This window comes from Streptomyces sp. NPDC002669, from assembly GCF_042889165.1.
GTDB lineage: Bacteria > Actinomycetota > Actinomycetes > Streptomycetales > Streptomycetaceae > Streptomyces.
Map to the genome: position 1 here is coordinate 56793 of NZ_JBIAQQ010000031.1, position 22329 is coordinate 79121.

Consider the following 22329-nt stretch of genomic DNA (forward strand, 5'->3'; position numbering starts at 1 on the left):
CGTACAAACTCCTCGGGGCAACTCCCGCCCGCCGGCCCGGTAATGCGGTACGGGGTGCGACCACCGGCGCGATAGGCTCAAGGAGCGACGACCGGCTGCCGTGACAGCGGTCGCCGGACCGAGCAGAGTCAGGCAGAGCAGTACAAAACAGCGACAAGTCAGAGAGCGGTGCACTGTGTCCGGTGGAGAGGTGGCCGGGATCCTGGTGGCCGTCTTCTGGGCGATCCTGGTTTCGTTCCTCGCCGTCGTACTGGTGAGGCTGGCCCAGACGCTCAGGGCGACCACCAAACTCGTGGCGGACGTGACGGAGCAGGCGGTTCCGCTGCTGGCCGACGCCTCCGCCACCGTGCGTTCCGCGCAGACCCAGCTCGACAAGGTCGACGCGATCGCGACGGACGTCCAGGAAGTCACCTCGAACGCCTCCGCGCTCTCCAGTACCGTCGCCTCGACCTTCGGCGGCCCGCTCGTCAAGGTCGCCGCGTTCGGCTACGGGGTCCGGCAGGCCATCGGCCGCAAATCCGCTCCCGAGCCGGAGACGGCCCGTCGGAGGGTGATCGTCGGCCGCGCCGTGCCGTCCGCGCGCGGCAGGAAGCGCGGCGGCAGAGACCCCCGCGGATCGAAGGGCTGACGCAGCGATGTTCCGCCGTACGTTCTGGTTCACCGCCGGCGCCGCCGCCGGTGTCTGGGCCACCACCAAGGTCAACAGGAAGCTCAAGCAGCTGACCCCCGAGAGCCTCGCGGCGCAGGCCGCGGACAAGGCGATCGAGACCGGGCACAAGCTCAAGGACTTCGCTCTGGACGTCCGTGAGTCCATGGCCCGGCGCGAGGCCGAACTGGGTGAGGCGCTGGGCCTGGAGGCGCCGGTCGATCCGGACCTCCCGGTCCGGCGGCACTTCGCCGTCGAGGCGCCCGAACCCGTCGGCCCGGACCGGACCCTCGGGACAACCGAATACCGCAAGCTCCCCTACAACTCGTACAACCGGAATGAGGACCACTGATGGAGTCGGCTGAAATTCGTCGCCGCTGGCTGAGCTTCTTCGAGGAGCGCGGTCACACCGTCGTCCCTTCGGCGTCGCTCATCGCGGACGACCCGACTCTGCTGCTGGTCCCCGCGGGCATGGTCCCCTTCAAGCCGTACTTCCTCGGCGAGGTCAAGCCGCCCGCCCCGCGCGTCACCAGCGTGCAGAAGTGCGTCCGCACGCCGGACATCGAAGAGGTCGGCAAGACCACCCGGCACGGCACGTTCTTCCAGATGTGCGGCAACTTCTCCTTCGGCGACTACTTCAAGGAGGGCGCCATCACGCTCTCCTGGGAGCTGCTCACCAGCCCCGTGGCGGACGGCGGCTTCGGACTCGACCCCGAGCGGCTGTGGATCACGGTCTACCTCGACGACGACGAGGCCGAGCAGATCTGGCGGGAGAAGGTCGGCGTACCGGCCGAGCGCATCCAGCGCCTGGGCAAGAAGGACAACTTCTGGTCCATGGGCGTGCCCGGACCCTGCGGCCCCTGCTCCGAGATCAACTACGACCGCGGTCCCGAGTTCGGTGTCGAGGGCGGCCCGGCCGTCAACGACGAGCGGTACGTGGAGATCTGGAACCTGGTCTTCATGCAGTACGAGCGCGGCGCCGGGGACGGCAAGGAGGACTTCCCGATCCTCGGCGACCTGCCCTCGAAGAACATCGACACGGGCCTCGGCCTGGAACGCCTCGCCATGATCCTGCAGGGCGTGCAGAACATGTACGAGACGGACACGCTCAAGGTCGTCATCGACAAGGCCACCGAACTCACCGGCGTCGCCTACGGCGCGGCCCACACCAGCGACGTCTCCCTGCGCGTGGTCGCCGACCACATCCGCACCTCCGTGATGCTCATCGGCGACGGCGTCACCCCGGGCAACGAGGGCCGCGGTTACGTGCTGCGCCGCATCATGCGCCGCGCCATCCGCAACATGCGGCTGCTGGGCGCCACCGGACCGGTCGTCAAGGACCTGGTCGACGTCGTGGTCGACACGATGGGGCAGCAGTACCCGGAGCTGATCACCGACCGCAAGCGCATCGAGAGCGTCGCCCTCGCCGAGGAGGCCGCCTTCCTCAAGGCCCTCAAGGGCGGCACCAACATCCTCGACACCGCCGTCACGGAGACCAAGGCCGCCGGTGGCAAGGTTCTCGCCGGCGACAAGGCGTTCCTGCTCCACGACACCTGGGGCTTCCCGATCGACCTCACCCTGGAGATGGCCGCCGAACAGGGCCTCTCCGTGGACGAGGAGGGCTTCCGCCGCCTGATGAAGGAGCAGCGGGAGCGCGCCAAGGCCGACGCCAAGGCCAAGAAGACCGGTCACGCCGACCTGTCCGCCTACCGCGAGGTCGCCGACAACTCCGGCGTCACCCAGTTCACCGGCTACACCGCCACCGAGGGCGAATCGACCGTCGTCGGCCTGCTCGTCGACGGCGTGCCCTCGCCCGCCGCCTCCGAGGGCGACGAGGTCGAGGTCGTCCTGGACCGCACCCCCTTCTACGCCGAGGGCGGCGGCCAGCTCGCCGACCAGGGCCGGATCCGGCTCGACAGCGGCGCCGTCATCCAGGTGCGCGACGTCCAGCAGCCCGTCCCCGGCGTCTCCGTCCACAAGGGTTCGGTGCAGGTCGGCGAGGTGACCGTCGGATCGTCCGCCTACGCCGCCATCGACATCACCCGCCGTCGGGCCATCGCCCGCGCCCACAGCGCCACGCACCTCACGCACCAGGCGCTGCGCGACGCACTGGGCCCGACGGCCGCCCAGGCCGGTTCGGAGAACTCCCCCGGCCGCTTCCGCTTCGACTTCGGCTCGCCCGCCGCCGTACCCGGCACGGTCCTCACCGACGTCGAGCAGAAGATCAACGAGGTCCTCGCCCGCGAACTCGACGTCCAGGCCGAGGTCATGCCGATCGCCGAGGCCAAGAAGCAGGGTGCCATCGCGGAATTCGGCGAGAAGTACGGCGAGCAGGTCCGCGTCGTCACCATCGGCGACTTCTCCAAGGAGCTCTGCGGCGGCACGCACGTCCACAACACCGCCCAGCTGGGTCTGGTGAAGCTGCTCGGCGAGTCGTCCATCGGTTCCGGCGTGCGCCGCATCGAGGCCCTCGTCGGCGTCGACGCGTACAACTTCCTCGCCCGGGAGCACACGGTCGTCGCCCAGCTCCAGGAGCTGGTCAAGGGCCGCCCGGAGGAGCTGCCGGAGAAGATCGCCGGTGTGCTCGGCAAGCTGAAGGACGCCGAGAAGGAGATCGAGAAGTTCCGCGCGGAGAAGGTCCTCCAGGCCGCCGCCGGACTCGTCGACTCCGCCCAGGACGTCCGCGGCGTCGCCCTGGTCACCGGACAGGTCGCCGACGGCACCTCGGCCGACGACCTGCGCAAGCTCGTCCTCGACGTCCGCGGCCGCATCCAGGGCGGCCGACCGGCCGTCGTGGCCCTGTTCACCACCGCCAACGGCCGCCCGCTGACCGTGATCGCCACCAACGAGGCCGCCCGCGAGCGCGGACTCAAGGCCGGTGACCTGGTCCGCACCGCCGCCAAGACCCTCGGCGGCGGTGGCGGCGGCAAGCCGGACGTCGCCCAGGGCGGCGGCCAGAACCCCGAGGCCATCGGCGCGGCCGTGGCCGCCGTCGAGCGCCTCGTCACCGAGACGGCGTGACGACGGGAGTGACGGAGATGCGTCGCGGTCGCCGGCTCGCGATCGACGTCGGGGACGCCCGGATCGGGGTCGCCTCGTGCGACCCCGACGGGATCCTCGCCACGCCGGTGGAGACCGTTCCGGGACGTGACGTCCCGGCGGCCCACCGGCGGCTGGGGCAGATCGTCGAGGAGTACGAGCCGATCGAGATCATCATCGGCCTCCCGCGGTCCCTCGGCGGCGGCGAGGGACCGGCCGCCGCCAAGATCCGGGTCTTCGCCCAGGAGGTCGCCCGCTCGGTCGCACCCGTTCCGGTGCGCCTGGTGGACGAGAGGATGACCACAGTGACGGCCAGTCAGGGGCTGCGCGCTTCGGGCGTGAAGTCCAAGAAAGGCCGTTCCGTCATCGACCAAGCTGCCGCTGTGGTGATCCTTCAGAACGCTCTGGAGTCCGAACGGGCGTCGGGCATGCCTCCGGGCGAAGGCGTCGAAGTGGTTGTCTGATCGCGATACGGTAACGTTCCGCGCGATGCGGCGGCGCCTTCCACAGGGCCGCACAGCAAAGAGACGGAACGTCGTCTCGCGGCTCTAGGGGATCGATGACTGAGTATGGCCGGGGCCCCGGCTCCGAACCGTGGCATCCCGAGGACCCCTTGTACGGGGATCAGGGGTGGGGAGGACAGCAGTCCGCCCACGGCCAGGGCCAGTACGGCGGCGAGCAGCAGTCCTACCCCCAGGACCCGTACACGCACCAGCAGCAGGTCCCTTACGCCCAGCAGCCGCAGGACCCGTACGCACAGCAGTCGCAGGACCCCTACGCACAGCAGCAGCACTACCCGCAGCAGCCCGCGTACGGGGCCCAGCAGGACCCCTACGCCCAGCAGGCCCAACAGGTCCAGCAGCCTCAGCAGCCCCAGTACGGCAACACCGGCTGGGACACCGGGCAGCAGGCCGCGATGCCCTATGACGCGCACCAGGCCGACCCGTACGGCGGGCAGGGCGGTTACGGCGAGACCTCCGACTACTACGGCACGCCGGAGGCGTACCCGCCGCCGCAGCCCCCGGGCCGTCGCGAGGCCGCTCCCCAGCAGGCTCCGGCGCAGAACCCCGACTGGGACCCGGAAGCCCAGCCGGAGGAGACCCACCCCTTCTTCACGGGCTCCGACGACCCCGACGGCAAGAACAAGGACGTCGAGGACGACGAGGAGTACGAGGACGACTCGCGTGCCTCCCGCCGCGGCGGCCGGGGCGGGGGCGAACGCCGTGGCGGCAAGGGCAAGAAGAAGAGCCGCAACGGCTTCGCCTGTCTGGTGGTCTCGCTGGTCCTGGTCGGTGGCCTCGGCGGGGCGGCCTACTTCGGCTACTCGTACTGGCAGGACAAGTTCGGCGCGGCGCCCGACTACACCGGCAAGGGCACCGGCGAGGTCGAGGTCGAGATCGAGAAGGGCGCCTTCGGCTACGACATCGGCAACATCCTGAAGAAGAAGGGTGTCGTCAAGAGCGTCGACGCCTTCGTCTCCGCGCAGAACGAGAACCCCAAGGGGAAGTCGATCCAGGCGGGCGTCTATCTGCTTCGCAAGGAGATGTCCGCGGCCGAGGCCGTGAAGATGATGGTCGACCCGAACAGCCAGAACCTCCTGGTGATCCCCGAGGGCACCCGCAACGTCAACGTCTACGAGATGGTCGACAAGAAGCTGGGTCTCAAGAAGGGGACGACCAAGGGGATCGCCAAGTCGGAGGCGTCCGACCTCGGACTGCCCAAGTGGGCGAGCGACGGCAAGAACATCAAGGACCCGCTGGAAGGCTTCCTCTTCCCGGCCGCCTACCCGGTCACCAAGGAGACCAAGCCGGAGAGCATCCTGAAGAAGATGGTCTCCCGCGCCAACGAGGAGTACGGCAAGCTCGACCTCGAGGCGACGGCCAAGAAGCACAAGCTGGACGGGCCCTGGGAGGTCCTCACCGTCGCCAGCCTGGTCCAGGCGGAGGGGCTCACGCACGACGACTTCCGCAAGATGGCCGAGGTCGTGTACAACCGCCTCAAGCCGGACAACACGGTCACGAACCGCAAGCTCGAATTCGACTCCGCGTTCAACTACCTGAACAACCAGAGCAAGATCAAGATCAGTACGAAGGAGATCCGGACCAATCCGGACCCGTACAACACCTATTACCACGAGGGCCTTCCGCCGGGACCGATCGGCAACCCGGGCGACGAAGCCCTGCGGGCGACGCTCAACCCGACCGGTGACGGGTGGATGTTCTTCATCTCGCTCGACGGCAAGAAGACCGACTTCACCAAGACCGCCGCCGAGCACGAGAAGCTCAACGACAAGTTCAAGGAAAAGCATGGCCTCGGCTGACCGGCGCCACCGCGCCGCCGTCCTCGGCTCGCCCATCGCGCACTCGCTCTCCCCGGTCCTGCACCGGGCCGCGTACGCCGAGCTCGGCCTCACCGACTGGTCGTACGAGCGGTTCGAGATCGACGAGGCCGCGCTTCCCGGATTCATCGAGGGACTCGACGCCACCTGGGCCGGGCTCTCGCTGACCATGCCGCTGAAGCGGGCGGTCATCCCGCTGCTGGACTCCGTCAGCGAGACCGCCGCCTCGGTGGAGGCGGTCAACACCGTCGTCCTCGCCGAGGACGGCCGGCGGACCGGCGACAACACCGACATCCCCGGCATGGTCGCCGCCCTGCGCGAACGCGGGGTGGAGAAGACCGAGACCGCCGCCGTCCTCGGCGCGGGCGCGACCGCCTCGTCGGCGCTCGCCGCGCTGGCCGGGATGTGCGCGGGACCGGTCACGGCGTACGTCCGCAGCCAGGAGCGGGGCCGGGAGATGCGTGGCTGGGGCGAACGCCTCGGCGTCGATGTCCGGATCGCCGACTGGGCGGACGCCGAGCAGGCACTGCGGGCCCCCCTGGTCATCGCCACCACCCCGGCCGGGGCCACCGACGCCCTGGCCGCCGCCGTGCCGGACCGGCCGGGCACCCTCTTCGACGTGCTGTACGAGCCCTGGCCCACCGGGCTCGCCGCGGCCTGGGCGGACCGATCCGGCTCAGTGGTCGGAGGTCTCGACCTCCTGGTGCACCAGGCCGTCCTCCAGGTCGAGCAGATGACGGGCCGTGCGCCCGCCCCGCTGGCGGCCATGCGACGGGCCGGGGAAACGGCGCTCGCCGCCCGCTGAACCCCCGCACCCGCCGGTGCGATGCGTCCGTCTGCTGGACCGGCGACCGGTCCGGGCCCCCGGCCGTGGGAGGATCGGGGCGGCGGGCCAGGGCCGCGCACCCGGTCGCGCCGTCGCAGTTCCAGGCGCGAGCATGAGGAGCACCGTTGAGCAGGTTGCGCTGGCTGACCGCGGGGGAGTCGCACGGCCCCGCACTCGTGGCGACGCTGGAGGGTCTTCCCGCCGGCGTCCCGATCACCACGGAGATGGTGGCGGACGCACTCGCCCGGCGGCGGCTCGGTTACGGCCGCGGTGCGCGGATGAAGTTCGAGAAGGACGAGGTCACCTTCCTCGGCGGGGTGCGCCACGGTCTCACCATGGGCTCCCCGGTCGCCGTGATGGTGGGCAACACCGAGTGGCCCAAGTGGGAGCAGGTGATGGCGGCCGACCCGGTCGACCCCGCCGAACTGGCCGAACTGGCCCGCAACGCCCCGCTGACGCGCCCGCGACCCGGCCACGCCGACCTCGCGGGCATGCAGAAGTACGGCTTCGACGAGGCCCGGCCGATCCTGGAGCGCGCCAGCGCCCGGGAGACGGCGGCCCGCGTCGCGCTCGGCGCCGTCGCGCAGTCGTACCTCAAGGAGACCGCCGGCATCGAGATCGTCAGCCATGTGGTCGAGCTGGCCGCGGCGAAGGCGCCGTACGGGGTCTACCCGACGCCCGCCGACGTCGAGCGGCTCGACGCCGACCCGGTGCGCTGCCTGGACACCGACGCGAGCGATGCGATGGTCGCCGAGATCGACCAGGCCCACAAGGACGGCGACACCCTCGGCGGCGTCGTCGAGGTGCTGGCGTACGGCGTGCCCGTCGGCCTCGGCTCGCACGTCCACTGGGACCGTCGGCTGGACGCCCGGCTCGCGGGGGCCCTGATGGGCATCCAGGCGATCAAGGGCGTCGAGGTCGGCGACGGCTTCGACCTGGCCCGGGTGCCCGGCTCGAAGGCGCACGACGAGATCCTGGTCACCGAGGACGGCATCAGGCGCGCCTCCGGCCGCTCCGGCGGCACCGAGGGCGGCCTCACCACCGGTGAGCTGCTGCGGGTCCGCGCCGCGATGAAGCCCATCGCGACCGTGCCGCGCGCGCTCGCCACCGTCGACGTCGTCACCGGCGAGCCTGCCAAGGCGCACCACCAGCGCTCCGATGTCTGTGCCGTTCCGGCCGCGGGGATCGTCGCCGAGGCGATGGTCGCACTGGTCCTGGCCGACGCCGTCGCGGAGAAGTTCGGCGGCGACAGCGTCGCCGAGACCCGGCGCAACGTGCAGTCGTACCTCGACCACCTCCAGATCCGATGAGCGGCCCGCTGGTCGTCCTCGTCGGCCCGATGGGCGTCGGCAAGTCCACGGTCGGGGAACTGCTCGCCGACCGGCTCGGCACCGGCTACCGGGACACCGACGCGGACGTCGTGGCCACGGCCGGCAAGCCGATCCCGGAGATCTTCTACGACGAGGGCGAGGAGCACTTCCGCGAGCTGGAGCGCCGGGCGGTGCACACCGCCCTCGCCGAGCACACCGGCGTCCTCTCGCTCGGGGGCGGCGCCGTGCTCGACGCGACGACCCGCGCCCTGCTGGCCGACCACCCCGTCGTCTACCTCTCGATGGAGGTGGACGAGGCCGTCAAGCGGGTCGGGCTGAACACCGCCCGCCCGCTGCTCGCCGTCAACCCGCGCCGGCAGTGGCGCGAGCTGATGGACGCCCGCCGTCACCTGTACACCGAGGTGGCGCGGGCGACCGTCGCCACCGACGAGCGCACCCCCGAAGAGGTCGCCCAGGCGATCCTCGACGCACTGGAACTGCCGGAACGCACGGACGACCCCGTCACCCCCGGCCGGGAGAGCACACCCATGACCGAGCAGGGCCCCATCCGCATCCCGATCGCCGGCAGCGCGGGCACCGACCCGTACGACGTGCTGATCGGCAGGCAGCTCCTCGGCGAACTGCCCGGACTCATCGGCGACCGCGTCAAGCGGGTCGCGGTGCTGCACCCCGAGGCGCTCGCCGAGACCGGTGAGGCGGTCCGTCAGGACCTCGCCGAGCAGGGCTACGAGGCCATCGCGATCCAGCTGCCCAACGCCGAGGAGGCCAAGACCGTCGAGGTCGCGGCGTACTGCTGGAAGGCGCTCGGACAGACCGGCTTCACCCGCACCGACGTGATCGTCGGTGTCGGCGGCGGTGCCACCACCGACCTGGCCGGATTCGTCGCGGCGACCTGGCTGCGCGGAGTGCGCTGGATCGCCGTGCCCACGACCGTGCTCGCCATGGTCGACGCGGCCGTCGGCGGCAAGACCGGCATCAACACCGCCGAGGGCAAGAACCTCGTCGGCGCCTTCCACCCGCCGGCCGGGGTCCTCTGCGACCTCGCGGCGCTGGACTCGCTGCCGGTGCACGACTACGTCAGCGGCATGGCCGAGGTCATCAAGGCCGGCTTCATCTCCGACCCGGTGATCCTCGACCTCGTCGAGGCGGACCCGGAGGGCGCCCGTACGCCCGCCGGGCCGCACACCGCCGAACTGATCGAGCGCGCCATCAAGGTCAAGGCCGAGGTCGTCTCCAGCGACCTCAAGGAGGCCGGGCTGCGCGAGATCCTCAACTACGGCCACACCCTGGCCCACGCCATCGAGAAGAACGAGCGCTACAAGTGGCGCCACGGCGCCGCCGTCTCGGTCGGCATGGTCTTCGCCGCCGAGCTGGGCCGGCTCGCCGGACGCCTCGACGACGCCACCGCCGACCGGCACCGCACCGTGCTGGAGTCCGTCGGCCTGCCGCTGACCTACCGCGGCGACCAGTGGCCCAAGCTCCTGGAGACCATGAAGGTCGACAAGAAGTCCCGCGGCGACCTGCTGCGCTTCATCGTCCTGGACGGCCTCGGCAAGCCCACCGTGCTGGAGGGCCCCGACCCGGCCGTGCTGCTCGCCGCCTACGGGGAGGTGTCGGCGTGACCCGCCGGGTCCTCGTCCTCAACGGGCCGAACCTCGGCCGCCTGGGCTCCCGCGAGCCCGACGTGTACGGCGCCACGTCCTACGCCGGGCTCGTCGAGACCTGCCAGGAGCTCGGCAAGGAGCTCGGCTTCGACGTCGACGTCCGCGAGACCAACGACGAGGGCGAGCTGATCCGCTGGCTCCACGAGGCCGCGGACGGTTCAATTCCGGTCATTGTCAATCCGGGGGCGTTCACCCATTACTCGTACGGGATGCGGGACGCGGCGGCCCAGCGCACCGCCCCGCTGATCGAGGTGCACATCTCGAACCCGTACGCACGGGAGGAATTCCGCCACCATTCCGTGATCGCACCGGTGGCGACCGGAACCGTGGCCGGATTCGGCATCGGCTCCTATCGCCTGGCCCTGCGCGCCCTCGCGGACGAACTGACCGGCTGACGGACCGGCGGATCGGGCGGAATACCGGCCGATCGGGCACTGCGGACCGCCCCCGGCCGTTGTCCTTGTGGCGGCCGGGGACGGTACGGTTGCCGTCCCATCAGCGCCAGTTGCCTGTACGAGACGGAGTGGCACCGGATGCAGCACGCAGTGGGGGCTCCGCTGCCGCCGCCCCAGGGCCCCGGCAGTGGGCCCGTCGGCTGGACGCACCAGTCCCAGCACCCCGGCCCGCCGGGGCCACCGCCGCCCACCGCCCCGCCGACGCCCCAGGGCTGGAGCGGGCCGGCCCCGAACCACGCCCCGGCGCCGCCCGCCAGGGAGACCACCGGGCACGTCCAGCTGCCGCCCGCCGGTCCCGTCCCGCTGCCCGCCCCGCCCGCCGAACCCGGCACCGGCGGCGCGACGCTCGCCGTCCTGCTGATCGGCCCCGCGGGCGCGGGCAAGACCACCGTGGCCAGGCTCTGGGCCAGCCGCCGCCGGGTCCCCACCGCCCACGTCAGCCTCGACGACGTCCGCGAATGGGTCTGCTCCGGTTTCGCCGACCCGCAGTCCGGATGGAACGACAACTCCGAGGCGCAGTACCGCCTGGCCCGTCGCACCTGCGGCTTCGCCGCCCGCAACTTCCTCGCCAACGGCATCTCCTGCATCCTCGACGACGCCGTCTTCCCGGACCGGCCGGTCGTCGGCCTCGGCGGCTGGAAGCGTCACGTCGGCCCCGGGCTGCTGCCCGTCGTCCTGCTCCCGGGCCTGGAGATCGTCCTGGAGCGCAACGCCGCCCGCAGCGGGAACCGCCGCCTCTCGGACGAGGAGGTCGCCCGGATCCACGGCAGGATGGCCGGGTGGTACGGCTCCGGGCTGCCGATCATCGACAACTCCACCTACGACGTGGAGACCACCGCCCGCGTCCTCGACGACGTCCTCGCCCGGTCCATAGCCAGCCCCCCGGCCTGGTAGCCCGCCACCACCGGACGGCCCCGGTCGGGTGCACTGACCGAGCAGGCCGGTGCCACCGCTCGTAGGCTCGTGACATGTCAGAGGTGTACGCCGTCCGCCGAGGGATGCTCCGCGACCGGTGCGCCGCCGCCGGATCCGCGGCCGCCCTGGTCTCCCGTCCCGCCAACGTCCGCTATCTCGCGGGCGGGGCGCCACCGGGGGCCGTGCTGCTGCTGGGGCCGGGCGGGGACGTCCTGTTCCGCCCCGAGGCCCCGCCCGGCGGCCCCGCCGAGGGGCGCACCGACGACCGGCTGCGCGTTCTCCCGCTGCCGACCCCCGAGGGCGATCCGGCGGTGGCGGCCGCCGGCCTCGCCGCCTCCACCGGGGCGGACTCCCTGGCCGTGGAGGAGCACCACCTGACGGTCTCCCGCCACCGGGCCATGGGCTCGGCCGCGCCCCGGCTGCGGCTGACCGACCTGGGCGCCACCGTCGAGCACCTGCGAGTGGTGAAGGACGAGGAGGAGATCGCCTGTCTGCGGATCGCCGCCGAGATCACCGACCAGGCCCTGGGCGAGCTCCTCGAATCCATCCTGGTCGGCCGCACCGAACGCCACCTCGCCCTGGAGCTGGAGCGCCGGCTGGTGGACCACGGTGCCGACGGTCCCGCCTTCCCCACCTCCGTGGCCACCGGCCCGAATTCCGGTCAGGGGCGTCACCGGCCCTCGGACCGGCGGGTGGAGGAAGGAGATTTCCTCTCCGTCTGTCTCGGCGCGAACTACCGCGGCTACCGCTGCGAGATCGGCCGCACGTTCGTCATCGGCACGGCGCCGGCCGACTGGCAGATCGAGCTCTACGACCTCGTCTTCGCCGCTCAGCGGGCCGGACGCGAGGCCCTCGTACCCGGCGCGGCCTACCGCGACGTGGACCGAGCGGCCCGGCACCTGCTGGACTCCGCGGACCACGGAGGGGACCTCGTGCCGTGGACCGGGCACGGAGTGGGACTCGAAATCGACGAGGACCCGCAGCTGGCACCTGCGGCCATGGGTAAACTGGACGCTTGTGTGCCGGTCACCGTCGAACCGGGGGTCCACCTCCCGGGCCGGGGCGGAGTCCGGATCGATGACACGCTCGTCGTGCGCCCCGAGGCGGACGGCGGACCCGAGCTACTCACCATTACGACCAAGGAGCTGCTCGCGCTCTAGCGCGCATCCTCGGTCGTTCCACCAGCTTCAGTCCAGGAGATTCCGCAACCGTGGCTTCCACGAACGACCTCAAGAACGGCATGGTGCTCAAGCTCGACGGAGGCCAGCTCTGGTCCGTCGTCGAGTTCCAGCACGTCAAGCCCGGCAAGGGCCCGGCCTTCGTGCGCACCAAGCTCAAGAACGTGCTCTCCGGCAAGGTCGTCGACAAGACGTTCAACGCCGGCGTGAAGGTCGAAACGGCCACCATCGACCGTCGCGACATGCAGTTCTCCTACATGGACGGCGACTACTTCGTCTTCATGGACATGGAGACCTACGACCAGCTCCACGTCGACCGCAAGGCCGTCGGCAACGCCGCCAACTTCCTGATCGAGGGCTTCACCGCCTCCGTGGCGCAGCACGAGGGCGAGGTGCTCTACGTCGAGCTCCCGGCCGCCGTCGAGCTCGTCATCCAGGAGACCGAGCCGGGCGTCCAGGGCGACCGCTCCACCGGTGGCACCAAGCCCGCCACGCTGGAGACCGGCCACCAGATCCAGGTCCCGCTCTTCATCACCACCGGTGAGAAGATCAAGGTCGACACCCGCACCAGCGACTACCTCGGCCGGGTGAACAGCTAACCGTGGCTGCCCGTAACACGGCTCGCAAGCGCGCCTTCCAGATCCTCTTCGAGGCCGACCAGCGCGGCGCGTCCGTGCAGACGGTCCTCGCGGACTGGGTGCGGCACTCGCGGACCGACAGCCGTCAGCCCCCGGTCACCGAGTACACGATGGAGCTCGTCGAGGGGTACGCGCAGTACGCGGACCGCATCGACGACCTCATCGCGACCTACGCGGTGGACTGGGAGATCGACCGCATGCCGGTGGTCGACCGGAACATCCTGCGGCTCGGTGCGTACGAGCTGATCTGGGTGGACGGAACCCCGGACGCGGTGGTGCTCGACGAGGCGGTCCAGCTCGCCAAGGAGTTCTCCACCGACGAGTCGCCGTCCTTCGTGAACGGGCTGCTCGCCCGGTTCAAGGAACTCAAGCCGAAGCTCCGCCGGGAGCAGTGACCCGCGGCGGCGTTCAGCCGGCGAAGGGCCCGCGGTCGGGTGACCGCGGGCCCTTCGGCGTACGGTGCCCGGTCGCTGTCGTACGTACGCGGACACGGGACCGCGCGCGAAAAAACCGTGCCGGTACGGGCACCCGGAAGGGGGAACCCGCACCGGCACGGCGGTACGTTTCTTCGGCGGGGCGTCAGCCCTCTTCGTGGGCGACGGCGCGGCGCGCGTCCGCGTCCAGCACGCCCCAGCTGATCAGCTGCTCCGTCAGCACGGACGGCGACTGGTCGTAGATCACGGCAAGCGTGCGCAGGTCGTCCTGACGGATCGAGAGCACCTTGCCGTTGTAGTCGCCGCGCTGGCTCTGGATCGTCGCCGCGTAGCGCTGCAGCGGACCGGCCTTCTCCGGCGGGACGTGGGCGAGGCGCTCCAGGTCCAGCACGAGCTTCGGCGGCGGCTCGGCGGCACCGCCGGGCGTCGTGCCCGGCAGGAGCTCCTGCACCGGGACCCCGTAGAAGTCCGCGAGCTCGGCGAGGCGCTGCACGGTCACGGCGCGGTCGCCGCGCTCGTACGAGCCGACCACGACGGCCTTCCAGCGGCCCTGGGACTTCTCCTCCACGCCGTGGAGGGAGAGGCCCTGCTGGGTGCGGATGGCACGGAGCTTGGCCCCGAGCTGTTTTGCGTATTCGCTGGACATAAAGCTCCCCGGACGCTGGAACATTCTGCGGCTCCGCCGCAGTGGCTGGTAACTCACTGTGAGGTTACGCAGCGTTACTTGGCTGCGTCAAGCCGAAAGGTCCGTACCGACACCTCCCGGGGGTGCCACCGGGGCTCCGCGCAAGCCCTGGTAACGTGGATGACGCAATTTCGACGTCCTTTAAGGTCCGTCCCGTGAGGCGGAGAAGGAGGTCCGTTTCTTATGGACGCACAGCATGAAGCCCCCGGCAATGCGGCACGCCCCGTTCTGGAGGCTCCCGACATCGCCCGGGTACTGACCCGGATCGCCCACGAGATCGTCGAACGCGCCAAGGGCGCCGACGACGTGGTGCTCCTCGGCATCCCGACGCGAGGCGTCTTCCTCGCCCGCCGGCTGGCCGAGAAACTGGAGGAGATCACCGGCGGAAAGATGCCGGTCGGCTCCCTGGACATCACGATGTACCGCGACGACCTGCGGCTGCGCCCGGCGCGCGCCCTGGCCCGCACCGAGATCCCCGGCGAGGGCATCGAGGGCCGTCTGGTCGTACTCGTCGACGACGTCCTCTTCTCGGGACGCACGATCCGCGCCGCGCTCGACGCGCTGGGCGACATCGGCCGCCCCCGCGCCGTGCAGCTCGCCGTCCTCGTCGACCGCGGCCACCGCGAACTCCCGATCCGTGCCGACTACGTCGGCAAGAACCTCCCCACGTCGCTGCGGGAGACGGTCAAGGTCCAGCTCGCCGAGGAGGACGGCCGCGACGCCGTGCTGCTCGGTGTCCAGCAGACCTCCCCGGCGGGCGAGCAGTAGCCGCACCCCACCCGTACGACGCCCTTCGAGCCCGTACGGCGGCTTTCGCACGCCCGCACGCCCTCACCCTCCACCCTCCGGAGAACACCCAGATGAAGCGTCACCTCATCTCGGCCGCCGACCTCACCCGCGACGACGCCGTCCTGATCCTCGACACCGCCGAGGAGATGGCCCGGGTCGCGGACCGGCCGATCAAGAAGCTCCCGACCCTGCGCGGCCGTACCGTCGTCAACCTCTTCTTCGAGGACTCGACGCGCACCCGCATCTCCTTCGAGGCCGCCGCCAAGCGCCTCTCCGCCGACGTCATCAACTTCTCCGCGAAGGGCTCGTCCGTCTCCAAGGGCGAGTCGCTCAAGGACACCGCGCTGACCCTGGAGGCGATGGGCGCCGACGCCGTCGTCATCCGGCACGGCGCCTCCGGCGCCCCGTACCGCCTCGCCACCTCCGGCTGGATCGACGGCGCGGTCGTCAACGCCGGCGACGGCACCCACGAGCACCCCACCCAGGCCCTCCTGGACGCCTTCACGATGCGCCGCCGCCTGGTCGGGACCGACAGCGGTCTCGGCCGGGACCTGGAGGGCCGCCGGATCACCATCGTCGGCGACATCCTGCACAGCCGGGTGGCCCGCTCCAACGTGCACCTGCTGAACACGCTGGGCGCCCACGTCACCCTGGTGGCCCCGCCGACCCTCGTCCCCGTCGGCGTGGAGCAGTGGCCCTGCGAGGTCAGCTACGGCCTCGACGAGGTGCTGCCGAAGTCCGACGCGGTGATGATGCTGCGTGTGCAGCGTGAACGGATGAACGCCGCGTACTTCCCGACCGAGCGCGAGTACTCCCGCCGCTACGGCCTGGACGGCGACCGCATGGCGAAGATGCCCGAGCACGCCGTCGTCATGCACCCCGGGCCGATGGTCCGGGGCATGGAGATCACCGCCGAGGTCGCCGACTCCGACCGCTGCACGGCCGTCGAACAGGTCGCCAACGGCGTCTCGATCCGGATGGCCGTCCTGTACCTCCTGCTCGGCGGATCCGAGCCCGCCGCCCCCGCCGCCCCGTCCCGTACCGAGGAGAACAAGTAACCATGAGCAAGATTCTTATCCGCGGCGCGAAGATCCTCGGCGGCGAACCCCAGGACGTGCTGATCGACGGGGAGACCATCGCCGGGGTCGGCACCGGCCTCGACGCCGCCGGCGCGACCGTCGTCGAGGCCGAGGGGCAGATCCTGCTGCCCGGCCTGGTCGACCTCCACACCCACCTGCGCGAGCCGGGCCGAGAGGACTCCGAGACCGTCCTCACCGGGACGAAGGCGGCGGCCGTCGGCGGCTTCACCGCCGTGCACGCCATGGCCAACACCTTCCCCGTCGCCGACACCGCCGGCGTCGTCGAGCAGGTCTGGCGGCTGGGCAAGGAGTCCGGCTACTGCGACGTGCAGCCGATCGGCGCCGTCACCGTCGGACTGGAGGGCAAGCAGCTCGCCGAGCTCGGCGCCATGCACGACTCGGCCGCCGGGGTGAAGGTCTTCTCCGACGACGGCAAGTGCGTCGACGACGCGGTGATCATGCGCCGCGCGCTGGAGTACGTGAAGGCCTTCGACGGCGTCGTCGCCCAGCACGCCCAGGAGCCCCGCCTGACCGAGGGCGCCCAGATGAACGAGGGCGTCGTCTCGGCCGAACTCGGTCTCGGCGGCTGGCCCGCCGTCGCCGAGGAGTCGATCATCGCCCGCGACGTCCTGCTCGCCGCCCACGTCGGCTCCCGGGTGCACATCTGCCACCTGTCCACCGCCGGCTCCGTCGAGATCGTCCGCTGGGCCAAGTCCAAGGGCTGGGACGTCACCGCCGAGGTCACCCCGCACCACCTGCTCCTCACCGACGAGCTCGTACGGTCCTACAACCCGGTCTACAAGGTGAACCCGCCGCTGCGCACCGAGGCCGACGTCCTGGCCCTGCGCGAGGCGCTCGCCGACGGCACCATCGACTGCGTCGCCACCGACCACGCCCCGCACCCGCACGAGGACAAGGACTGCGAGTGGGCCGCCGCCGCCATGGGCATGGTGGGCCTGGAGACCGCGCTCTCCGTCGTCCAGCAGACGATGGTCGACACCGGCCTGATCGACTGGGCGGGCGTCGCGGACCGGATGTCGTTCCGCCCGGCGGCCATCGGCCGTCTCGAAGGACACGGCCGGCCCGTCTCGGCCGGTGAGCCCGCCAACCTCACCCTGGTCGATCCGGCTTACCGTGGTGTCGTGGACCCCGCGGGCTTCGCCTCCCGCAGCCGCAACACTCCGTACGAGGGGCGTGAGCTGCCGGGGCGAGTCACCCACACCTTCCTGCGGGGCCGTGCCACGGTCGTCGACGGGAAGCTCGCGTGACATCACCCACCCACCTGTACCTCCGACTCGCCGCGGAGCAGAAGTCGGCCGAAGTGACCGACTGGTCCGCCCGCATCAGCTGGGTCGTCGGACTGCTCGTCCTCGTCGCCTTCGTCTACTGGCTGATGCGCCAGGGATGGAAGTGGCGAGGGAGCCTCCAGTCCGGGCTGCCGGAACTCGCCACCACGCCCGAGGGCTTCGGGGACGGCGAACAGCCGCTCACCCTGACCGGCCGCTACCACGCCTCGACCACCGCCGGGCAGTGGCTCGACCGGATCGTCGCCCACGGCCTGGGCACCCGCAGCCGCGTCGAGCTCGCCCTGACCGGCCAGGGCCTCGACGTCCGGCGCCCCGGCGCGGCCGACTTCTTCGTCCCGGCCGCCGCACTGCGCGGGGCCCGGCTCGACAAGGGCATCGCCGGCAAGGTCCTGCCCGAGGGCGGCCTGCTGATCATCACCTGGGCGCACGGCGACAAGCTGATCGACTCCGGCTTCCGCTCGGACCACTCCGCCGAGCACCCGGCCTGGGTCGGGGCCATCGAACAACTCACCCGCACTACGGAAGGCACCGCACGATGACGATCTCCACCCGGGGAGCTGCCAAAGCTCCCGCCGTACTCGTCCTGGAGGACGGCCGCACCTTCCGCGGCCGCGCCTACGGGGCCGTGGGGGAGACCTTCGGCGAGGCGGTGTTCTCCACCGGCATGACCGGCTACCAGGAGACGCTGACCGACCCCTCCTACCACCGCCAGGTCGTCGTGATGACCGCCCCGCACGTCGGGAACACCGGCGTCAACGACGAGGACCCCGAGTCCGGCCGCATCTGGGTCTCCGGCTACGTCGTCCGCGACCCCGCCCGGGTCCCCTCCAACTGGCGCTCGCGGCGCTCGCTGGACGAGGAGCTGGAGCGCCAGGGCGTCGTCGGCATCAGCGGCATCGACACCCGCGCGCTCACCCGCCACCTGCGCGAGCGCGGCGCCATGCGCGTCGGCATCTTCTCCGGCGACACGATCGCCGACGAGGCCACGCTGCTGGCCCGCGTGCAGGAGGCCCCCGAGATGGTGGGCGCCGACCTCTCCACCGAGGTCGCCACCAAGGAGACCTACGTCGTCCCCGCGATCGGCACGAAGAAGTTCACCGTCGCCGCGATCGACCTCGGCATCAAGGGCATGACCCCGCACCGGATGGCCGAGCGCGGCATCGAGGTGCACGTGCTGCCCGCCACCGCCACCCTGGAGGAGGTGTACGCGGTCGAGCCCGACGGCGTGTTCTTCTCCAACGGTCCCGGCGACCCGGCCACCGCCGACCACCCGGTCTCCGTCATGCAGGGCGTCCTGGAGCGGAAGACCCCGCTCTTCGGCATCTGCTTCGGCAACCAGATCCTGGGCCGCGCCCTCGGCTTCGGCACCTACAAGCTGAAGTACGGCCACCGCGGCATCAACCAGCCCGTGCAGGACCGCACGACCGGCAAGGTCGAGGTCACCGCGCACAACCACGGCTTCGCCGTCGACGCCCCGCTCGACAAGGTGTCCGACACGAAGTTCGGCCGCGCCGAGGTCTCCCACGTCTGCCTGAACGACCAGGTCGTCGAGGGGCTCCAGCTCCTCGACCAGCCGGCCTTCAGCGTCCAGTACCACCCCGAAGCCGCCGCGGGCCCGCACGACGCCGCGTACCTCTTCGACCGTTTCGTCACCCTGATGGAGGGCCAGCGTGCCTAAGCGCTCCGATATCCAGTCCGTCCTGGTCATCGGCTCCGGCCCGATCGTCATCGGCCAGGCCGCCGAGTTCGACTACTCCGGCACCCAGGCCTGCCGCGTCCTCAAGGCCGAGGGCCTGCGCGTCATCCTGGTGAACTCCAACCCGGCGACGATCATGACCGACCCGGAGATCGCCGACGCCACGTACGTCGAGCCGATCACCCCCGAGTTCGTCGAGAAGATCATCGCCAAGGAGCGCCCCGACGCGCTGCTGCCCACCCTGGGCGGCCAGACCGCGCTCAACACCGCGATCTCCATGCACGGCAACGGCGTCCTGGAGAAGTACGGCGTCGAGCTCATCGGCGCCAACGTCGAGGCCATCAACAAGGGCGAGGACCGCGACCTGTTCAAGGGCGTCGTCGAGGCCGTCAACGCCAAGATCGGCCACGGCGAGTCCGCCCGCTCGGTCATCTGCCACTCCATGGACGACGTCCTGGCGGGCGTCGACGAGCTCGGCGGCTACCCCGTGGTCGTCCGCCCGTCCTTCACCATGGGCGGCGCCGGCTCCGGCTTCGCCCACGACGAGGACGAACTGCGCCGCATCGCCGGCCAGGGCCTGACGCTCTCCCCGACCACCGAGGTGCTCCTGGAGGAGTCCATCCTCGGCTGGAAGGAGTACGAGCTGGAGCTGATGCGCGACAAGAACGACAACGTCGTGGTCGTCTGCTCCATCGAGAACTTCGACCCGATGGGCGTCCACACCGGTGACTCGATCACCGTCGCCCCCGCGATGACGCTCACCGACCGCGAGTACCAGCGGCTGCGCGACATCGGCATCGCGATCATCCGCGAGGTCGGCGTCGACACCGGCGGCTGCAACATCCAGTTCGCCGTGAACCCCGACGACGGCCGCGTCATCGTCATCGAGATGAACCCGCGCGTCTCCCGCTCCTCGGCGCTCGCGTCGAAGGCCACCGGCTTCCCGATCGCCAAGATCGCCGCCAAGCTGGCCGTCGGCTACACGCTCGACGAGATCCCCAACGACATCACCGAGAAGACCCCGGCATCCTTCGAGCCGACCCTCGACTACGTCGTCGTCAAGGCCCCGCGCTTCGCCTTCGAGAAGTTCCCCTCCGCCGACTCCACCCTCACCACCACCATGAAGTCGGTGGGCGAGGCCATGGCGATCGGCCGGAACTTCACCGAGGCGCTCCAGAAGGCGCTGCGCTCGCTGGAGAAGAAGGGCTCGCAGTTCTCCTTCACCGGCGAGCCCGGCGACAAGGCCGCGCTGCTCGCCGAGGCGGTCCGCCCGACCGACGGCCGGATCAACACCGTCATGCAGGCGATCCGGGCCGGCGCCACCCAGGAGGAGGTCTTCGAGGCGACGAAGATCGACCCCTGGTTCGTCGACCAGCTCTTCCTGATCAAGGAGATCGCCGACGAGCTGGCGGGCGCGGACGAGCTGGACCCCGAGCTGCTCGCCGAGGCCAAGCGGCACGGCTTCTCCGACGCCCAGATCGCCGACATCCGCAGCCTGCGCGAGGACGTCGTGCGCGAGGTGCGGCACGCGCTGGGCATCCGCCCGGTCTACAAGACGGTCGACACCTGCGCCGCCGAGTTCGCCGCGAAGACGCCGTACTTCTACTCCTCCTACGACGAGGAGAACGAGGTCGCGCCGCGCACCAGGCCCGCGGTGATCATCCTCGGCTCCGGCCCGAACCGCATCGGCCAGGGCATCGAGTTCGACTACTCCTGCGTCCACGCCTCCTTCGCGCTCAGCGACGCGGGCTACGAGACCGTGATGGTCAACTGCAACCCGGAGACCGTCTCCACCGACTACGACACCTCCGACCGCCTGTACTTCGAGCCGCTGACGCTGGAGGACGTGCTGGAGATCGTGCACGCCGAGAGCCTCGCCGGACCGGTCGCGGGCGTCGTCGTCCAGCTCGGTGGCCAGACCCCGCTGGGCCTCTCGCAGGCGCTGAAGGACAACGGCGTACCGGTTGTCGGCACCTCCCCGGAGGCCATCCACGCCGCCGAGGACCGCGGCGCCTTCGGCCGGGTCCTGGCCGAGGCCGGGCTGCCCGCCCCGAAGCACGGCACCGCCACCACCTTCGACGAGGCCAAGGCCATCGCCGACGAGATCGGCTACCCCGTCCTCGTGCGCCCCAGCTACGTGCTCGGCGGACGCGGCATGGAGATCGTGTACGACGAGGCGCGGCTGGCTTCGTACATCGCCGAGTCCACCGAGATCAGCCCCACCCGGCCGGTCCTGGTCGACCGCTTCCTCGACGACGCGATCGAGATCGACGTCGACGCGCTCTACGACGGCACCGAGCTCTACCTCGGCGGCGTCATGGAGCACATCGAGGAGGCCGGCATCCACTCCGGCGACTCCGCCTGCGCGCTGCCCCCGATCACGCTCGGCGGCTTCGACATCAAGCGGCTGCGCGCCTCCACCGAGGGCATCGCCAAGGGCGTCGGCGTCCGCGGACTGATCAACATCCAGTTCGCGCTCTCCGGGGACATCCTGTACGTCCTGGAGGCCAACCCGCGCGCCTCGCGCACCGTCCCCTTCACCTCGAAGGCGACCGCGGTGCCGCTCGCCAAGGCCGCCGCCCGCATCTCGCTGGGCGCGACCATCGCCGAACTGCGCGCCGAGGGCCTGCTCCCGGCGAACGGCGACGGCGGCACGCTGCCGATGGACGCGCCGATCTCCGTCAAGGAGGCCGTCATGCCGTGGTCGCGCTTCCGCGACATCCACGGCCGCGGCGTCGACACCGTCCTCGGCCCGGAGATGCGCTCCACCGGCGAGGTCATGGGCATCGACTCGGTCTTCGGCACGGCGTACGCCAAGTCGCAGGCCGGCGCGTACGGCCCGCTGCCCACCAAGGGCCGCGCCTTCATCTCGGTCGCCAACCGCGACAAGCGCTCGATGATCTTCCCGGCGCGCGAGCTCGTCGCCCACGGCTTCGAGCTGCTCGCCACCTCCGGCACCGCCGAGGTCCTCAAGCGCAACGGCATCAACGCCACGATCGTGCGCAAGCAGTCCGAGGGCACCGGCCCGCAGGGCGAGAAGACCATCGTCCAGCTGATCCACGACGGCGAGGTCGACCTCATCGTCAACACCCCGTACGGAACGGGCGGCCGGCTCGACGGCTACGAGATCCGCACCGCGGCCGTGGCCCGCTCCGTGCCGTGCCTGACGACGGTGCAGGCGCTCGCCGCCGCCGTCCAGGGCATCGACGCCCTCACCCACGGAGGCGTCGGCGTCCGTTCCCTCCAGGAACACGCGGAACACCTGACAGCGGCCCGCGACTAGGCACTCCACAGGGGGACACCGGAAAC

The 22329-nt window shown here is 71.0% G+C and carries 20 protein-coding genes; 19 read left to right on the plus strand and 1 reads right to left on the minus strand.

The window, feature by feature from the left end:
• The first annotated feature begins 190 nt into the window (after positions 1–190).
• The 13 genes from ACFYW1_RS32965 to nusB all read left to right on the plus strand — a co-directional run bounded on the left by ACFYW1_RS32965 (position 191) and on the right by nusB (position 13425).
• Entirely contained in the window at positions 191–628 is a 438-nt protein-coding gene (locus tag ACFYW1_RS32965; RefSeq protein WP_389001706.1) for a DUF948 domain-containing protein, read from the plus strand.
• A gap of 7 nt (positions 629–635) precedes the next feature.
• Complete coding sequence (locus ACFYW1_RS32970) at positions 636–998, plus strand: DUF6167 family protein (RefSeq protein WP_389001592.1); 363 nt, start codon at positions 636–638, stop codon at positions 996–998.
• Positions 998–3667: an alanine--tRNA ligase gene (alaS, locus tag ACFYW1_RS32975; protein WP_389001595.1), complete on the plus strand. Its 2670-nt coding sequence runs from the start codon at positions 998–1000 to the stop codon at positions 3665–3667. Before ACFYW1_RS32970 ends, alaS begins: the two co-directional genes overlap by 1 nt.
• 17 nt (positions 3668–3684) lie before the next feature.
• Positions 3685–4149 carry a Holliday junction resolvase RuvX gene (gene ruvX / locus ACFYW1_RS32980; RefSeq protein ID WP_389001709.1) on the plus strand — a complete coding sequence of 155 codons (465 nt, stop codon included), beginning with the start codon at positions 3685–3687 and terminating at the stop codon, positions 4147–4149.
• Positions 4150–4244: 95 nt separating this feature from the next.
• Positions 4245–6005, plus strand: a complete 1761-nt coding sequence (mltG, locus tag ACFYW1_RS32985; protein ID WP_389001598.1) for an endolytic transglycosylase MltG — start codon at positions 4245–4247, stop codon at positions 6003–6005.
• Complete coding sequence (locus ACFYW1_RS32990) at positions 5992–6828, plus strand: shikimate dehydrogenase (RefSeq protein WP_389001601.1); 837 nt, start codon at positions 5992–5994, stop codon at positions 6826–6828. Before mltG ends, ACFYW1_RS32990 begins: the two co-directional genes overlap by 14 nt.
• Before the next feature lie 146 nt (positions 6829–6974).
• Positions 6975–8159, plus strand: coding sequence for a chorismate synthase (gene aroC / locus ACFYW1_RS32995; RefSeq protein WP_389001604.1), 1185 nt, complete (start codon positions 6975–6977; stop codon positions 8157–8159).
• Positions 8156–9802 carry a 3-dehydroquinate synthase gene (gene aroB, locus ACFYW1_RS33000; protein ID WP_389001607.1) on the plus strand — a complete coding sequence of 549 codons (1647 nt, stop codon included), beginning with the start codon at positions 8156–8158 and terminating at the stop codon, positions 9800–9802. The genes aroC and aroB overlap by 4 nt, the downstream gene beginning before the upstream one ends.
• Complete coding sequence (aroQ, locus tag ACFYW1_RS33005) at positions 9799–10239, plus strand: type II 3-dehydroquinate dehydratase (protein WP_389001610.1); 441 nt, start codon at positions 9799–9801, stop codon at positions 10237–10239. The genes aroB and aroQ overlap by 4 nt, the downstream gene beginning before the upstream one ends.
• Before the next feature lie 138 nt (positions 10240–10377).
• A complete protein-coding gene (locus ACFYW1_RS33010; RefSeq protein ID WP_389001613.1) occupies positions 10378–11193 on the plus strand; it encodes a Pro-rich N-terminal domain-containing protein in 816 nt (271 codons plus the stop codon).
• Between the two features lie 74 nt (positions 11194–11267).
• On the plus strand, positions 11268–12374 hold the full coding sequence (locus ACFYW1_RS33015; protein WP_389001616.1) for a M24 family metallopeptidase: 1107 nt from the start codon (positions 11268–11270) through the stop codon (positions 12372–12374).
• 50 nt (positions 12375–12424) lie between these two features.
• Positions 12425–12991 (plus strand): elongation factor P, encoded by a 567-nt coding sequence (efp, locus tag ACFYW1_RS33020; protein WP_148833335.1) that lies wholly within the window; start codon positions 12425–12427, stop codon positions 12989–12991.
• A 2-nt stretch (positions 12992–12993) separates the two neighbouring features.
• On the plus strand, positions 12994–13425 hold the full coding sequence (gene nusB / locus ACFYW1_RS33025; protein WP_389001621.1) for a transcription antitermination factor NusB: 432 nt from the start codon (positions 12994–12996) through the stop codon (positions 13423–13425).
• Between the two features lie 184 nt (positions 13426–13609).
• On the opposite strand, the gene bldD is transcribed toward nusB, so the two are convergent.
• On the minus strand, positions 13610–14110 hold the full coding sequence (gene bldD / locus ACFYW1_RS33030) for a transcriptional regulator BldD (protein ID WP_014044812.1): 501 nt from the start codon (positions 14108–14110) through the stop codon (positions 13610–13612).
• Positions 14111–14332: 222 nt separating this feature from the next.
• Between bldD and pyrR the strand changes: the two genes are divergently transcribed.
• From pyrR to carB, 6 genes are all read left to right on the plus strand, one after another.
• Entirely contained in the window at positions 14333–14917 is a 585-nt protein-coding gene (gene pyrR, locus ACFYW1_RS33035) for a bifunctional pyr operon transcriptional regulator/uracil phosphoribosyltransferase PyrR (RefSeq protein ID WP_389001626.1), read from the plus strand.
• A 92-nt stretch (positions 14918–15009) separates the two neighbouring features.
• A complete protein-coding gene (locus ACFYW1_RS33040) occupies positions 15010–15996 on the plus strand; it encodes an aspartate carbamoyltransferase catalytic subunit (protein ID WP_384225874.1) in 987 nt (328 codons plus the stop codon).
• Positions 15997–15998: 2 nt separating this feature from the next.
• A complete protein-coding gene (locus tag ACFYW1_RS33045; protein ID WP_389001630.1) occupies positions 15999–17285 on the plus strand; it encodes a dihydroorotase in 1287 nt (428 codons plus the stop codon).
• The gene (locus ACFYW1_RS33050; protein ID WP_389001634.1) at positions 17282–17863 is read left to right on the plus strand and encodes a hypothetical protein; all 582 of its coding nucleotides are present in this window, start codon (positions 17282–17284) and stop codon (positions 17861–17863) included. The genes ACFYW1_RS33045 and ACFYW1_RS33050 overlap by 4 nt, the downstream gene beginning before the upstream one ends.
• A complete protein-coding gene (carA, locus tag ACFYW1_RS33055) occupies positions 17860–19002 on the plus strand; it encodes a glutamine-hydrolyzing carbamoyl-phosphate synthase small subunit (protein WP_389001637.1) in 1143 nt (380 codons plus the stop codon). Before ACFYW1_RS33050 ends, carA begins: the two co-directional genes overlap by 4 nt.
• Complete coding sequence (carB, locus tag ACFYW1_RS33060; RefSeq protein WP_389001640.1) at positions 18995–22303, plus strand: carbamoyl-phosphate synthase large subunit; 3309 nt, start codon at positions 18995–18997, stop codon at positions 22301–22303. Before carA ends, carB begins: the two co-directional genes overlap by 8 nt.
• Positions 22304–22329: the final 26 nt, after the last annotated feature.